This window comes from Amorphus coralli DSM 19760 (assembly GCF_000374525.1).
GTDB classification, from domain to species: Bacteria; Pseudomonadota; Alphaproteobacteria; order Rhizobiales; family Amorphaceae; genus Amorphus; species Amorphus coralli.
Map to the genome: position 1 here is coordinate 32,721 of NZ_KB894576.1, position 14,314 is coordinate 47,034.

The following is a 14,314-nucleotide window of genomic DNA, read 5'->3' on the forward strand; positions in this document are numbered from 1 at the left end:
CTCAGGATTCTTCTGCCGCGTCCCGCAGCGTCTGATCGCGGTGCGCCCGCTCCGGATTGGGGTCGACAACGGGTTCGAGCGTGTCGTCGGAACGTGCCGCCACAACCTGGTTGCGGCCCAGCCGCTTGGCCTCGTAGAGCGCCTTGTCGGCGTCCTCCAGAAGTTCGTCCAGCGACCGGCCAGCTTCCGGATCGACCGCCAGGCCGACGCTGACCGAGACCCGGATCCGGTTGGCGCGCCACATGATCGGTTGCGCGTCCACGGTGTTGCGCACCCGTTCCGCGAGCGCCTCCGCCTCGCCGGCGCCCGCTTGCGGCATCAGGATCGTGAACTCCTCGCCGCCGATCCGGCCGAAGATGTCGTCGACATGCAGCACGCCGCGCACGCGGGAGGTGAAGGACTGGAGCACCTCGTCGCCGGCGGCGTGACCGTAGGTGTCGTTCACATGCTTGAAATGATCGAGATCGAGAAGCAGCAGCGAAACGGATTCGCCGTTCCGGTGGGCGCGCTCTCGTGCTGCGTCCGCCGCTTCGAAGAAGCCGCGCCGGTTGAAGCTGCCGGTGAGCACGTCGGTGGTGGCCGCCAGCGTGGTCTCCGCGTCCCAGCGCTCGCGGGTCATCAGCAGGAGAACGAACCCGAGTGCCACCGCGAACAGCATCGGCTCCAGCGTCAGGCCGGCCATCGCGATGCCTTCGACGTCGGCCTCGAACGAATAGGGATAGTAGTCCGCGATCGGGATGCGGAGCACGTGACCCAGCGTGTGAGCCGCCAGCAGGATGATGGCGAGGCGGCCGGAGCGCAGCTTCCAGGCACCGTCGCGCACCATCACCCAGATGGCGCAGAAGGTGTAGGCGCTCGACAGGGTGGCGACGAGCAGCACCCGACCCATGGTCGATTCGTCCAGGTCCGTCGTCTGGTAGGCAATGAGCCAGATCGCCGGCCCGGCGATCAGTCCGAGCCAGGGAAAGGGCCTGTCGACAAAGGACCGGACACCCGCCCAGACCAGGCCGTGCGCCAGGATGAAAAGCATCAGCGCGACGTCCACGGTCCACAGATCCGGGATCTTGTCGTAATCGGAAAGAAGGACGACCCCGGCCGTCGACACCAGGAAGGACAGCGCCCACCAGATCAGCGCTTCGCTGCGCCTGTTCTGGAGCCAGGCCCATAGAAGCAGCAGGCCGACGAGGCCAAGAATCAGGATCGAAGACGTGTAGAGCGTCCGTACGTCAAAAATCATGCCGGAGTCCCGTTGCCCCCTCCGTGCCCTGTGGTCGATTTCGTTATGGCACACTTGGCGCCGCATATCTCTGCCGGATCGACCCGTCGCGAGCCTTGCAGCCGCGCCGCTGCGCCCGTGACCGCCGGCAGCCGTGGACACGCCTCCCCCCGCATGCTAGCGAAGCGCCCGTTTCGCAACTGGAGTTGGCCCCGCCAATGATCGCCTTCCCGACCAGCCACGCGCGGACCGCCTCGGCGCCGTGCCGGGAGACGGTTCACGGCAGGATCCGACGACGAACCGCGGACAATCGCCCGGCCAGCCGGCCGGCGATGATCCGCTTCGTCTGATCCGCTTCGGCCAGCCCTCGTCGGACGGCCCGGAGCGGTTGCCGCCGCATCTGCCTGGCACCGGTCCGACCCGGGTTTCGGCCCGATCGGGAAAACCGGTGACAGAACCGACAAGACGAGCAGCCCGTCCTTTCCGGTCGCACCGACCGGACCGAGGCCTGCTCCGGGGCCAACACCGTGACCGCTGAAACCCACCAGATCCGACTTGAAGATCCCGGCGACGCGCCGGCCATCGACAACCTCAACGACGCCGCCTTCGGGCCTGGCCGCTTCGCACGGACCGCCTACCGGCTGCGCGAGGGCGTGCCGCACGACCCGGCCATCTCCTTCGTCGCAACCTGGAACGGCCGGCTTGTCGGATCGGTGCGGCTGACGCCGATGGAGATCGGCGACGCGCCGGCGCTGCTGCTCGGCCCGCTCGCCGTCCATCCCGACGTCGCCAACCGGGGTATCGGCCGTGCGCTGGTGCGCACTTCTGTCGAGCGCGCCGCCGAACTCGGTCATCGTCTGGTGTTGCTGGTGGGCGATCCGCCCTACTACGCGCCCGTCGGGTTCGCGCCGGTGACGCCTGGCCGCATCACGCTGCCGGGACCGGTGGACCCGCGCCGGATCCTCGCAGCCGAGCTGACCGGCGATGCCGGCTCGATCACCGGAGAGGCGCGCCGGCTCCGAGCGCAGTGACGCCGGCGCCATTTGCGGGCGCTTCAGGTCCGCTTGCCTGACCGACAGGGAGTCAGTGGCCCTCGCGGAACCACGTGGCCCCGATCAGCCCCAGAAGCACGGCAAGGCCCAGGAAGCCGGAAAGGAGCGGGATCTGCTGGACCCCCTCCAGCGAACTGGCCTCCGAGCGCTTGAGGCCGATCCAGCCGAGGCCACTCATCCGTTCGCCCGCATCGCGCAGCGTCAGTCGCGGCAGGTCGACCGCGCCGTCCGAAACGGCCCGGACCACCGATCCGCCAGTGGCGGCGGCAACCGGAGCGAGGCGCTCGGTGGTCGAGCGCAGGTCGGCGATCTCGCGCGGGTTGGGCGGTCCGACATGGGCAATCGCCGTGCGCTCGCCGTCGGCGGCGCGATAGATGCCCACATTGTCAACGTCGACGCTGGCGCGCCACAGGCCCGGCTCGGCCTCCTCGAGCGTAATCGTGCGCTCTTCACCCCCCGGGGCGGTCAGCGTGACGGGCGCCGCGCTGTCGCCCAGCGTCTGGCGCTCCACCACGAGCTCGCCGCCTTCGCCGGAGATCCTGAGCGCCTCTTCCTCCAGCTCCGGTTCCTTCATCAGCCAGTGGGCGAGACGGCGCAGCAGCGGCACGTACGGACCGCCACCCTCGAAGCCGCGCGCCCACAGCCACACATGGTCGGACAGCATCAGCGCGATGCGGCCCTCGCCGCGGCGCGACAGGACCAGGAGCGGCTTGTCGTCCGGCCCGGTCATGATCGTGTCGCCCTCGCCGGGGATGGAGTCGATGAGGCGGAACCACTCGCTCCAGTCCGGCGGATCGCCGGCCGCGCCCGGCAAGTCGCGGGTCACCGGGTGTTTGCCGCCGAGCTCGCTCACCTGCGGATAGAAGGGTTCTTCGACCACCTCGCCGGTGGGTTCGGCCGGCAGAACGTCGGCGAGCGGCGTGTAGAAGATGCTCTGCAGGCCGGCATAGTCCGGTCCGGAGGCAACGAGAACCGCGCCGCCGTTGCGGATATACTGGGCGATGTTGTCGAAATAGAGCGACGGCAGCACGTTGCGCCGGTGGTAGCGGTCGAAGACGATCAGGTCGAACTCGTCGATCTTCTCCGAGAAGAGCTCCCGGGTCGGAAACGCGATCAGCGACAGCTCGTTGATCGGCGTGCCATCCTGCTTTTCCGGTGGCCGCAGGATGGTGAAGTGGACGAGATCCACCGAGGCGTCCGACTTCAGCAGGTTGCGCCAGGTCCGCTCGCCGGGATGCGGCTCGCCGGATACCAGCAGCACCCGCAGATTGTCGCGCACCCCGTCGATGATGGCGACGGCGCGGTTGTTGACGTCGGAGAGCTCACCCTCGCGGGGATCCACCTCGAATTCGAAGATGTTGTCGCCACCGTGAGCGATTTCCACCGGAACCGTGACCCGCTGGCCGACGGGAACCTGGCGGGTGGCGATCTCCTCGCCGTCCCGGCGGATGGTCAGACGCGCCGTGCCGCCCCCTTCGCCGGCGCCCTGGTCCTCGACCGTGAGCTCCACGTTCGGCATGGTGTCCACGAGGCCGAAGCGCGGCACACGGTCGAGCACGATGCGCCGGTCGATCTCGTCCGGCCGGCCCGTAACGAGGGCATGCACCGGCCCCGAGATGCCGGGATCGGCGCCCTCGGCCGGGGCGTCGTGCACCTGGCCGTCGGTGATCAGGATGGCGCCCGCCACCCGGTCGGGCGGCACGTCGGACAGCGCATCGTAAGCCGCGCCGAAGAGCTTCGTTCCGTCGGCACCGGCACCCTCCGCCCGGTCCACGACGACGCTGCGCACCTCGATACCGTCGAGGTCGCCCAGCTGGGCCTCCACCGCCTCGCGGATGGCGGCTGTCTCGTCCAGCCGGTTCTCGATCCCCTGGCTCTGGCTATGGTCGATGACCACCGCCGCGACGCTGGACAGCGGCGTGCGGATCTCCTGGCGCAGCGACGGGTTGAGCAGGGCAACCGCCAGGGCGGCCACGGCCAGCGCCCGGATCACCGCGCCGCGCACCCTGCGCACCGCGGCAGCAAGCACCAGGGCCAGCCCAACGGCGGCGAAGGCGATCACCAGCCAGACGGGGACCAGCGGGTCGAAGGCGAGGGACCAGGTCATGCGTACCGTTCCCTCACTGGCCGAGCCGTTCGAGCAGCGCCGGCACGTGCACCTGGTCGGCCTTGTAGTTGCCGGTCAGGGTGTACATCACGATGTTGATCCCGGTTCGGATGGCGATCTCCCGCTGGAACGGGTCCTGCGGCACCGTGGGCAGCAGGAAGTTGCCGTCCCCGCCGATGGCCCAGGCCCCGGCGAGGTCGTTCGCCGTGATCATGATCGGCGACACACCATCGGCGGAGCGAGCCGGACGGCCGGCGGCCGAGGCGTCGCCGGTCAGCGCTTCCACCCAGAGCGGCCCGCCCGCATAGCGGCCCGGAAATTCCTGCAACAGATAGAAGGCCTTGGTGAGGACGTGGTCGTCCGGAACCGGCTCCAGCGGCGGGATGTTGAGCCCGTCGAGGATGGCGCGCAGGCGCATGGTGGCCGGGCTCGCGCCCAGCTGATCCACCCGGGTCCCGGCAGTCAGCTCGTCCTGGGTGTCGAACAGGATCGTGCCGCCATTCTTCATGTAGGCGTCGACCTTGGCCATCGCCTCGTCGGAGGGGCGCGGCGCATCCTCCGTCACCGGCCAGTAGAGAAGCGGGAAGAAGGCGAGGTCGTCGGTCTCCAGGTCCACGCCCATCGGCTCCGCCGGCTCCAGCGCGGTGCGGCGGGCCAAAAACATCGACAGGCCGGACAGGCCGGCGCGGCTGGTCTCGTCGATCCCGTCGTCGCCGGTCAGGACATAGCCGAGACGGGTGTCCAGCGCCGCTTCCATGTCGAAGGAACGGTCGCGCTCCTGGGCCATCACCGGCGACGGACCGGCCACGAGGCCGAGCGCCAGCAGACCGGCCGCCGCGGCGGCCACGGCACGGCGCCGACCGCCGCCGCCGAGCCCGCCCGCGAGGATCAGCACCGCGAGGGCATCGAGGAGCAGCAGCGCGGCCGCCGCCCCCAGTACCCAGCGCTTCAGATCGACCGGGCCGAGGGTGGCATAGGAAGAGACGATCGCGCCGTCGCCGAGCGCGTCGAGATCGAGGGGCTGCAACGTGTCGTCCTCGCCGAGAAGGTTGAGGGCCCGGAAGCCGTCCTCTGTGCCATAGAGGCCGGGCGGATGCTCCGGGCCAATGACGATGTCGGCGTCGGCCGCCGCGGGCAGCGGGCGCACCGCTCCACCGGGCTCCACCAGCCGTCCCTTGCCGTCCAGCACGCGCAGCGGCGGCAGCGGCGCGCTCCGGGTTTCGCTCCCCTCGCCTCCGGGAGGCGTTCCGGCCAGCCCCACCAGCTTGCGCAGCATCTCCACGAACGTGCCGGAGAGCGGCAGCGTCGACCAGGTCGTGTCGGCGGTAACGTGGAAGAAGACCAGCCAGCCGCTTCCCATGCCGCGCGCGGTGACCAGCGGCGTTCCGTCGGCGAGGCTCGCCCATGTCCGGTCGGGGAGGCTGGCGTCGGGCTCGGCAAGGAGCTGGCGGGTGACGGCCACGTCTCCCGGAATCTCCAGCCCGGCGAAGGGGCTCGCCTCGTCGAAGGGTGCAAGCGGCTGCGGGTCCTCCCACGACAGGCTGCCGCCCAGCACCCGGGCGCCCTCGCGCATGGGCACCGGCACCAGGTCGTCGATGCCTTCCACGGTGCGCGGCCCGGCGAAACGGACCAGTACGCCGCCCTCGCCGACCCAGGATTCCAGCGCCTGCTCGGCGGCGGGAAGCAGCGTGCCGACGTCGGCAAGCACGATCACGGAAACGCCGCCGTCGATGAGCTGTTCGATGGCGGCCGACGTGTCCTCGGCGCGCGGCTCGCGAATCTCCGAATAGGGGTCGAGGGCGCCCTGCAGATAGTGGAGCGGCGACAGCAGCGGCTGGGCGAGATCGGACGAGCCGCCGGAGACGAGGCCCACCGTGCGCCGCTGCCAGCGGTCGTCGATCAACTGCACCGCGCCGGCGGTTTCCAGCCCGGCCACGTCGAGCCGGGCGATGTCATTCCTCAGCTGCACAGGCAGGTCGAGCCGCACGCTGGTCTGCGTGGCGCCGCCCTCGAAGGCAAACGGCGCCTCCGTCAGCGAGAAGCCGCGGCGATCACGCGCGACCAGGACGCCGGCCGGCGCCGGATCGCTGCCGCCATCCTCCAGCCGCACGACCCGCACGTCCATGCCCTCGCTGCCGTTCTGCACGCCGGCCAGCGCCACGAGGCCCGCCGATCCGCCGCGATAGACCTCGATCGGGGCGTCGCCGGCAGCCTCTGCCAGTGCCGCCTCGAACTCCGGCGTGCCGGCGCTCTCCAGGTCGTCGGTGAGCCACGCGACCAGGCCGGGGGCCGCCACGTCGCCGGTCCGGCGGACCAGATCGGTCAGATCGCCGCGCCGCGTCGTCCAGGAGCGCGGCTCCAGCGCGGTCAGCCGGTCTCGGGCTTCTGCGGCTTCCACGGGCTCGGCCGGCTGGTTGCTGCCCTCGGCCGTCGCGATCAGAACCACCGGGCGGTTGGCGCTCTGGGCCTGATCGATCAGGCCTGAGGCGACGCGGCGGCGCTCCGTCCAGGCATCCGCGGCGGCCCAGCCATTGTCGACCACCAGCCACAGCGGACCGTCACCGGCGGCGGCATCCGACGCGGGGCGCCAGACCGGGCCGGCCAGCGCGATGATGATCAGCGCCGCGATCAGCAACCGCAGGAGCATCAGCCACCAGGGACTGCGCGACGGGGTTTCCTCGCGCTTGACCAGTTCCAGCAGCAGCCGGGTGGGCGGAAAGGCAATGCGCTGAGGCCGCGGCGGGGTAACCCGCAACAACCACCAGATCACCGGCAGCAGGGCCAGGCCGGCCAGCACCGCCGGTGCGGTGAAGCCCAGGGAGAGGAGCCCGCCCATCACGACGCCCTCCGCAGGCTTTCCGCACCCTGCGCCGGCGACAGGCGGGCGCGGAGCGCCAGCAGCGGCTCGGTGGGCGAGCGGTCGGTGTGATGAACGAGAAAGGTCCAGCCGAGCCGCCGGCAGCGGTCGGCAAGCGCCTCGCGGTGGGCCGCCAGCACCCGGCGATAGTCATCGCGCCAGCGTTCGGCGCGGCCGACCAGCAGCGCGGTGCCGCTCTCGGGATCACGGAACTCGGCGCGCCCGCCGAAGGGAAAGGTTTCCTCGATGGGATCGAGCACCTGGACGAGATGGGCCCGCGCGCCGGTGGCGGCCAGCCCTTCGATCCAGGCATCGATCTCACCGAGCGGATCCAGCAGGTCGCCGACGAGGATGACATCGGAGAAGCGACGGACCGCGCCGGTGTCCGGAAGCGTGCTCGCCGCCGGGAGGTGCATCAGGGCGCTGGCCACCCGCTCCGCCGCGTCCCGGCTGGCGGTCGGTCGCATGCCGTCGATGAGACCGATCCGCTCGCCGCCGCGCGCCAGGAGATCGGCCAATGCCAGCGACAGGACGATGGCGCGGTCGCGCTTGGTGACACCGGCAAGCTTCGAGCCGAAGGCCATGGACTCGGAGCGATCCACGGAGAGCCAGACCGTGTGCGCAGCCTCCCATTCCTGCTCGCGCACGAACAGCATGTCATCGCGGGCCGAGCGCCTCCAGTCGACGCGGTGGGCCGGCTCGCCGGTCTCGAACGGCCGGAACTCCCAGAAGGTCTCGCCCGGCCCCGCCCGTCGGCGGCCATGCCAGCCCATGGCGACGGTTGCCGCCACGCGACGCGCCTCGACGAGCAGGTCCGGCATCGAGGACGCGACCGAGCGCGCAGCCAGAAGCGCGGCACTGCCTTCGTCGTCCGGTCGGTCGAGGCGATCGGATTGCGCCATGATCAGATGTCGCCGCTCCTGCGGGTTCGGGCGGTCAGCGCAGGCGGGCCGTGAGGCCCTCGATCACGCCGGGAACGGTGCGGCCGTCGGCGCGCGCCGCAAAGGTCAGTGCCATGCGGTGCTGCAGCACCGGTTCGGCCAGCGCCAGCACGTCGTCCACCGACGGGGCCAACCGGCCCTCGATCAGCGCACGGGCGCGCACGGTCAGCATCAGTGCCTGGCTGGCGCGGGGCCCGGGGCCCCAGGCAATCGCGCTTGCCGGCTCGCCGGCGTCCTCGCCCGGTCGCGCGGCCCGCACCAGATCGAGAATCGCCTCGACCACCGATTCGCCGACCGGTAGCCGCCGCACGAGCTGCTGGAAGCGCGCCAGATCGCCCCCGGCGAGCACCGGAGACGGCTCGACATCCATCGCGCCGGTGGTCTCGAGCAGGATGCGGCGTTCCGCCTCGCGGTCAGGGTAGAGCACGTCGATCTGCATCAGGAAGCGGTCGAGCTGCGCCTCGGGCAGCGGGTATGTTCCCTCGTGCTCCAGCGGATTCTGGGTGGCGAGCACATGGAAGGGCTGCGGCAGGTCGTGGCTCTGGCCGGCGACCGTCACGTGACCCTCCTGCATGGCCTGCAGCAGCGCCGACTGGGTGCGCGGGCTGGCGCGGTTGATCTCGTCGGCCATCAGCAGCTGCGTGAAGATCGGCCCGCGAATGAATCGGAAGGTCCGGGTGCCGTCCGGCGCCTGTTCCAGCACCTCGGCGCCGAGAATGTCGGACGGCATCAGGTCGGGCGTGAACTGAATTCGGCGGGAATCAAGGCCGAGCACGGTGCCCAGCGTGGAGACCAGCATCGTCTTGGCCAGGCCCGGCACGCCGACCAGCAGGCCGTGACCACCGGCGAGCAGCGTGACCAGGGTGCGCTCGACCACCGATTCCTGTCCGAAGATGACCCGGCCGATCTCCTCGCGCGCCGCCACCATCTTCTCCGCGGCCGCCTCGGCCTCCGCGACCACTGCAGCGTCGTCGGCACCGATCGGCTTGTTCATCACGCTCATCGATTTGTCCTCTGGTGGCCCGGCCCATGTTTCACCCGGCGATGCCGGCCATCTCAACACGCCCACTGACCTGAGTGTAGGGTGCCGGGCCAGCATCGCACAGGCGCGATATGGCCGGTCCTCGTCATCGGCAGAAGTGCAACTTATGTTCCACCGGTGCATTCGATCCGGTGAAGGACGGCGGAATTGCGGCGCTCGCCCGCGTCATCGCCGCCCGCAAGCGGGGACAGGGACATGGCTGGAAACGGCGGCGATCAACACGAAGTGAACGGCGGACTGGCCGGCCTGGAGGCGCTGATCGGGCGCGCCGGCGACGGGCGAGGCCCCGCGCCGGTGGACCGCTGGAATCCCGAGCACTGCGGCAGGCTCGACATCCGCATCGCTCGTGACGGGCTCTGGTACTACATGGGCAGCCCGATCGGCCGCGAGCCGCTGGTGCGCCTGTTCGCTTCCGTCCTGCGCAAGGAGGCCGACGGCAGCATCTGCCTGGTGACGCCGGTGGAAAAGATCGAGATCGAGGTGGAAGACGTGCCCTTCATCGGCGTGGAGATGCACGCTTCCGGCGAGGGCCGCGAGCAGATCCTCACCGTGCGCACCAACGTCGGCGATGTCGTCACCGTCGACGCCAACCACCCGCTGCGCTTCGAGCCGGAGGAAGACACAGACGGGCTGCAGCCCTATGTGCTGGTGCGCGGTGGGCTGGACGCGCGGCTGTCTCGGGCGCTCCTTTACGAGCTGGTCGAGCACGGCTCCACGGAGGCGCGTCACGGCACCGACTGGTTCGGTGTCTGGTCGGGCGGCCGTTTTTTCCCGATGATGCGCCAGGCGGAGCTGGAGCGATTGAGCAGATGACGATGGACATGGCGGCGACCGCCGGCCGCACCGACACGAACTCGGACTGGCGCGCCATCCGGGCCCGCGCCGGCCGGCTGATCGACCTCAAGAATCCCGTCTTCGATTTCGCCGGAGCCGGCGATCACACCCTCAACCCGCACCTGAAGGACGTTGCGCCCCCGGGCGAGAGCCTGCGCGATGCCGCGGTGCTGTTCGGCGTGGTCAAGCGCGAGCCGGCGACGGTGCTGTTCACCCTGCGCACGCCACACCTGTCCTCGCACGCCGGCCAGATCGCCCTGCCCGGCGGAAAGATCGACACCGGCGACCGCGATCCTCTGGCCGCGGCGCTGCGCGAGGCGGACGAGGAGGTGGGGCTGTCGCCTTCGCTGGTGGAACCGCTGGGCTACGGCGACGTCTACTCCACCCGCTCCGGCTACCGGATCGTGCCTGTGGTGGCGCTGATCCCGGAAACGGCCAAGATCGTCGCCAACCCGCACGAGGTGGCCGACGTCTTCGAGGTACCGCTTTCGCACCTGATGACGCCGTCCAACCACCTTCGAAACAGTCGCGAGTGGAATGGGGCGCGACGCTATTTCTACTCGATGCCCTACGGCGAGCGCTATATCTGGGGTGTGACCGCGGGGATTGTCCGCACGCTCTTCGAACGTCTCTACGGCTGACCCTGCCGCCCCTGCAGCCGGGCCCGCCCCGTTCCTGGAGCCGGCCCCCGAAACCGACAAGGACCAGGACAGCCGCCATGGCGCGCATCATCATCGTCCAGATCGTCCTCTTCCTGCTGCCCTTCATCGGCTGGGCGATCTTCCTTGCCGTCACGCGCGGCCTTACGGAAACCCGCGCGCGCTACTTCATCGGCCCCGCGCCCTACTGGCTGACGGTGGCCGGCCTGCTCCTTTCCGTGATCGGCTTCGTCGCGCTGGGCGCCACCGGCGAGCGTTCCGACGGCGTTTACAAGCCGCTGACCTTCGAGGACGGCAAGCTCGTGCCGGGCGGCTTCGAATGAGCGATTCCGATCTGCCGTCGCTGGCCGGCGCCGAGTGGCTCGCCGCGCCCGCCACGCGGGCGCTCCTCGAGGTGCTCGACCGGGACGGCGAGGAAGCCCGGGTGATTGGCGGCGCGGTGCGCAACACCCTTCTCGGCGAGACCGTCCAGGAGGTCGACATCGCCACCACTGCCCTGCCCGAGACCGTGATCGCGCGCGTCGAGGCAGCCGGCTTCAAGGCAGTTCCGACCGGCGTCGAGCACGGCACCGTCACCGTCGTGGTGGACAAGATACCGTTCGAGGTGACCACCCTGCGAGAGGACGTCGAGACCTTCGGCCGGCATGCACAGGTCCGCTTCGGCCGAGACTGGACGGCGGACGCGCACCGGCGCGACTTCACCATGAACACGCTGTCGGTTGACCGGCACGGCCGGCTGCACGATCCGGCCCAAGGCTACGGCGACTGCATGGCGCGGCAGGTGCGCTTCGTCGGAGACGCGGACCTCAGGGTGCGCGAGGACTATCTGCGCATCCTGCGCTTCTTCCGCTTCCATGCCCGCTACGGTGACGGCACGCCGGATGCGGAGGGATATGCGGCGGCGGTGCGCGGACGCGACGGGCTGCGCCAGCTGTCGGCCGAGCGGATCGCTCAGGAAATGCGCCGTCTCGTCGTCGCCCCGGGCGCCGCGCCGACGCTGGCGCTAATGTCCGAGGCCGGGCTCGTCGAGATCGTGTTCGAGGGCATGGCCTGGCCGCAGCGCGTGGCCCGTCTGGCACGAATGGAAGAGGCGCGCGATCTCGAACCGTCGCCTGCACTGCGCCTGGCGGCCGCCGGCGCGGCCACCGTCGAGGATGCCGATCGCATCGCCGCGCATCTGAAGCTGTCCAAGGCGGAGGCATTGGAAATGCGCGCCGCCGTGGACGCCGTCTGGCATTTTCCCGTGGAGCCCGGCGCCCCGGCGCGCCAGCTCCTCTACCGGCTCGGCCGGCCTGTCTTCCGCAATGCCGCCCTGCTCGCCTTCGCCGGCGGCCGCGAGGCGCCCGACGAAGCCCCGTGGCCGGCGCTTCTGGACCTTGCCGAGACCGGCGAGATCCCGGTCTTTCCGCTGACCGGCAAGCATCTCGTCAAGCGCGGCCACCCGCCCGGCCCTGACCTTGGTGCCGAGCTGGCACGGCTTGAGACGGTCTGGGTCGACAGCGATTTCAGCCTCGACCGCGCGGCGCTCCTCGCACTTGCCGAGATCCCCGGCCCGGCCGGGTGACAGACGCTTCGGTGACAGGCCGCCTGCCGCCGTGGCATGAAGGGCGCCGAAGCCGTCGAGCCTAGGAGCCGAGCCCATGGCCGCCTTCCCCGTCCGCGCATTCATCCGTTGGCTGTTGATCGGCTTCCTGTTGGTGGGCGCCGGCGCGTTCGCGGCCGCCGCCTGGCAGCTGCCGCCCATGCTGCGGATCGGCTCGGCCTACGTGGCCAAGACCGTCTGCTCCGGCATGTACGTCTCCGGCCTCGATTTCGATCGGGTTTGGGACGAGGACGTGCTGGGGCGACAAAACCCGCTCCTCAATCTCTTCCGTGTAACAGTGGATGATCCCGTCCGGCGGATCACTGCCTCGCCATTCGGTCTCGGAGCCTTCAGCAACACCGCCGTCCACCGCGAGGGCCTCGGCTGTGCCCTCGCCATCGGGATCACCCCGGCGGAACTCGCCGCGGAGCGGGCCGCAACGGCGGGCTCGCTGGCCGACCCGAACGCCGCTTGGCCGGACGGCAGCCAGGTGTCCGGCGAGACCCCGGCCGTCCTCTCCGCGGCCATCGACAAGGCCTTCCAGGAGCCGTCGGGCGATAATGCCGGCAACCTGCGCACCCGTGCAGTGGTCATCGTTCGGGACGGCCAGATCGTCGCCGAGCGCTATGCCGAAGGTATCACCGAAACGACCCCGCTGACCGGCTGGTCCATGGCCAAGCCGGTGACGGCGGCCCTCGCCGGCATCGCCATGACCGATTCCGATCTTGCCCTCGATCTCGACCATCTGCTGCCGCAGTGGAACAGCGACGCCGACCCCAGGAGCCGGATTCCCTTCTCCGCCCTTCTCTCCATGACCGACGGGCTCGCCTACAACGAGAATTACGGCACCGTCACCGACACGACGACGATGCTGTACGACAGCGGCAACGCGGTCGATTTTCTCGCTGCAATGGATCTCGAGGACGATCCCGGCACCCGCTGGGCCTATTCAAGCGGAGCGACGGTTCTGGCCATGGGCGCCATGCGCGCCTCGCTGCCGGTTGCCAGCTGGCTCGACTTCCCCCGCCGCGCCCTGTTCGATCCGATCGGCATGCGCACGGCCGTGTTCGAGACCGATCCCTCCGGCACCTTCATGGGCTCGTCCTGGGTCCACGCCTCGGCCCGGGACTGGGCCCGGTTCGGACTGCTGCTGCTGGAGAAGGGTCTGTGGAACGGCGAGCAGGTGCTGCCGGTGGGCTGGGTCGATACCATGATGGAGCCGGTGGCGGCTTCCGGCGGACGGTTCACCGTGGGCAATCTCTGGCCCCAGCGCGGCGGGTCGCTCCCCTCCGACACGCTGTGGATGCGCGGTCACGATGGCCAGAGCGTCGCCATCGTTCCATCATTGGACCTCGTTGTCGTGCGGCTCGGCATGACCAACCCGCAGGGCCTCTACGACCGCGAGGGCCTGCTGGCCGACGTGATCGCGGCGCTGCCGGAAGGCGGGCCGGCGTCGGCCGACTGATCCGTTGGCCACCGGCGCGGTAAGGCACAGGCTTGCTCCGAAGCCAGACGGCAAAAAGCCCGCGTTCGGCGAACACGGGCTTCTGCAACTCTGAAAATCTGAGAGGGTGTTCGGTCCGCCCAGCTCTGAAGCCTAGTGGCCCAGCGCCCGCTGCACCTCGCGCAGGTGCTCTAGGTGGCGCTCCGCGTCGTCGCGGGTGGCCTCGTCCTTGGCGTCCTTCACGTCGTCCTCGGCGTCGGCGATCTGGCTGGCGATCAGCTCGCGGTCGATCTCCTCCACCGGAATCGCCTCTTCGGCGAGCACGGTGAGGCCGTCCGGCCCCGTGTCGGCGAACCCGCCGCGCACGAAGATCTGGCGGTCCGGCTTAGAGCCGCCCCGCACCCGCATCAGTCCCGGACGCAGGGTGGAGAGGAACGGCGCATGGCCCGCGAGCACTTCGAACTCGCCCTCGCTACCCGGCACCAGGACCGCGTCGACGTCTTCCGAGATCAGGAGACGCTCAGGCGAAACCAGCTCGAAGTGGAAGCTCGCGGCCATCACTCGGTCCCTTGTTCCTGTC

The 14,314-nt window shown here is 70.1% G+C and carries 12 protein-coding genes; 6 read left to right on the plus strand and 6 right to left on the minus strand.

Annotation, left to right across the window (positions count from 1 at the left end):
* Nucleotide 1: 1 nt before the first annotated feature.
* A complete protein-coding gene (locus C507_RS22560; RefSeq protein WP_018700918.1) occupies nt 2-1,237 on the minus strand; it encodes a GGDEF domain-containing protein in 1,236 nt (411 codons plus the stop codon).
* 506 nt (nt 1,238-1,743) lie between these two features.
* Between C507_RS22560 and C507_RS0116985 the strand changes: the two genes are divergently transcribed.
* Entirely contained in the window at nt 1,744-2,247 is a 504-nt protein-coding gene (locus C507_RS0116985) for a GNAT family N-acetyltransferase (protein WP_018700920.1), read from the plus strand.
* 52 nt (nt 2,248-2,299) lie between these two features.
* Here the strand turns inward: C507_RS0116985 and C507_RS0116990 are convergent, their stop codons facing one another.
* Genes C507_RS0116990 through C507_RS0117005 form a run of 4 tightly spaced genes read right to left on the minus strand, consistent with a single transcriptional unit; the run spans nt 2,300 to nt 9,176 of the window.
* The gene (locus tag C507_RS0116990; protein ID WP_018700921.1) at nt 2,300-4,375 is read right to left on the minus strand and encodes a hypothetical protein; all 2,076 of its coding nucleotides are present in this window, start codon (nt 4,373-4,375) and stop codon (nt 2,300-2,302) included.
* A 13-nt stretch (nt 4,376-4,388) separates the two neighbouring features.
* Entirely contained in the window at nt 4,389-7,211 is a 2,823-nt protein-coding gene (locus C507_RS0116995; RefSeq protein WP_018700922.1) for a DUF4159 domain-containing protein, read from the minus strand.
* Nucleotides 7,211-8,134 (minus strand): DUF58 domain-containing protein, encoded by a 924-nt coding sequence (locus C507_RS0117000; RefSeq protein ID WP_018700923.1) that lies wholly within the window; start codon nt 8,132-8,134, stop codon nt 7,211-7,213. Before C507_RS0117000 ends, C507_RS0116995 begins: the two co-directional genes overlap by 1 nt.
* A gap of 34 nt (nt 8,135-8,168) precedes the next feature.
* Nucleotides 8,169-9,176, minus strand: a complete 1,008-nt coding sequence (locus tag C507_RS0117005; protein ID WP_018700924.1) for an AAA family ATPase — start codon at nt 9,174-9,176, stop codon at nt 8,169-8,171.
* A 234-nt stretch (nt 9,177-9,410) separates the two neighbouring features.
* Here C507_RS0117005 and C507_RS0117010 point away from each other — a divergent pair, with 234 nt between their 5' ends.
* The 5 genes from C507_RS0117010 to C507_RS0117030 all read left to right on the plus strand — a co-directional run bounded on the left by C507_RS0117010 (nt 9,411) and on the right by C507_RS0117030 (nt 13,755).
* Nucleotides 9,411-10,028, plus strand: a complete 618-nt coding sequence (locus tag C507_RS0117010) for a DUF1285 domain-containing protein (protein ID WP_018700925.1) — start codon at nt 9,411-9,413, stop codon at nt 10,026-10,028.
* A complete protein-coding gene (locus C507_RS0117015; RefSeq protein ID WP_018700926.1) occupies nt 10,025-10,690 on the plus strand; it encodes a CoA pyrophosphatase in 666 nt (221 codons plus the stop codon). Before C507_RS0117010 ends, C507_RS0117015 begins: the two co-directional genes overlap by 4 nt.
* Nucleotides 10,691-10,767: 77 nt before the next feature.
* On the plus strand, nt 10,768-11,031 hold the full coding sequence (locus C507_RS0117020) for a DUF6111 family protein (protein ID WP_018700927.1): 264 nt from the start codon (nt 10,768-10,770) through the stop codon (nt 11,029-11,031).
* Nucleotides 11,028-12,272, plus strand: coding sequence for a CCA tRNA nucleotidyltransferase (locus C507_RS0117025; protein WP_018700928.1), 1,245 nt, complete (start codon nt 11,028-11,030; stop codon nt 12,270-12,272). The genes C507_RS0117020 and C507_RS0117025 overlap by 4 nt, the downstream gene beginning before the upstream one ends.
* Before the next feature lie 76 nt (nt 12,273-12,348).
* Nucleotides 12,349-13,755, plus strand: coding sequence for a serine hydrolase domain-containing protein (locus C507_RS0117030; RefSeq protein WP_018700929.1), 1,407 nt, complete (start codon nt 12,349-12,351; stop codon nt 13,753-13,755).
* A gap of 132 nt (nt 13,756-13,887) precedes the next feature.
* Here C507_RS0117030 and C507_RS0117035 read toward each other — a convergent pair whose 3' ends face one another.
* Nucleotides 13,888-14,292, minus strand: a complete 405-nt coding sequence (locus C507_RS0117035; protein ID WP_018700930.1) for a F0F1 ATP synthase subunit epsilon — start codon at nt 14,290-14,292, stop codon at nt 13,888-13,890.
* Between the last annotated feature and the right edge of the window lie 22 nt (nt 14,293-14,314).

What these genes read in the sequence shown, in the direction of transcription:
- C507_RS0117010 (WP_018700925.1), top strand. Translation starts at nt 9,411, where the DNA reads ATGGCTGGAAACGGCGGCGATCAACACGAAGTGAACGGCGGACTGGCC.
- C507_RS0116995 (WP_018700922.1), bottom strand. Translation starts at nt 7,211, where the DNA reads ATGGGCGGGCTCCTCTCCCTGGGCTTCACCGCACCGGCGGTGCTGGCC.
- C507_RS0117035 (WP_018700930.1), bottom strand. Translation starts at nt 14,292, where the DNA reads ATGGCCGCGAGCTTCCACTTCGAGCTGGTTTCGCCTGAGCGTCTCCTG.
- C507_RS0116990 (WP_018700921.1), bottom strand. Translation starts at nt 4,375, where the DNA reads ATGACCTGGTCCCTCGCCTTCGACCCGCTGGTCCCCGTCTGGCTGGTG.
- C507_RS0117005 (WP_018700924.1), bottom strand. Translation starts at nt 9,176, where the DNA reads ATGAGCGTGATGAACAAGCCGATCGGTGCCGACGACGCTGCAGTGGTC.
- C507_RS0117025 (WP_018700928.1), top strand. Translation starts at nt 11,028, where the DNA reads ATGAGCGATTCCGATCTGCCGTCGCTGGCCGGCGCCGAGTGGCTCGCC.
- C507_RS22560 (WP_018700918.1), bottom strand. Translation starts at nt 1,237, where the DNA reads ATGATTTTTGACGTACGGACGCTCTACACGTCTTCGATCCTGATTCTT.
- C507_RS0117000 (WP_018700923.1), bottom strand. Translation starts at nt 8,134, where the DNA reads ATGGCGCAATCCGATCGCCTCGACCGACCGGACGACGAAGGCAGTGCC.
- C507_RS0117030 (WP_018700929.1), top strand. Translation starts at nt 12,349, where the DNA reads ATGGCCGCCTTCCCCGTCCGCGCATTCATCCGTTGGCTGTTGATCGGC.
- C507_RS0117015 (WP_018700926.1), top strand. Translation starts at nt 10,025, where the DNA reads ATGACGATGGACATGGCGGCGACCGCCGGCCGCACCGACACGAACTCG.
- C507_RS0117020 (WP_018700927.1), top strand. Translation starts at nt 10,768, where the DNA reads ATGGCGCGCATCATCATCGTCCAGATCGTCCTCTTCCTGCTGCCCTTC.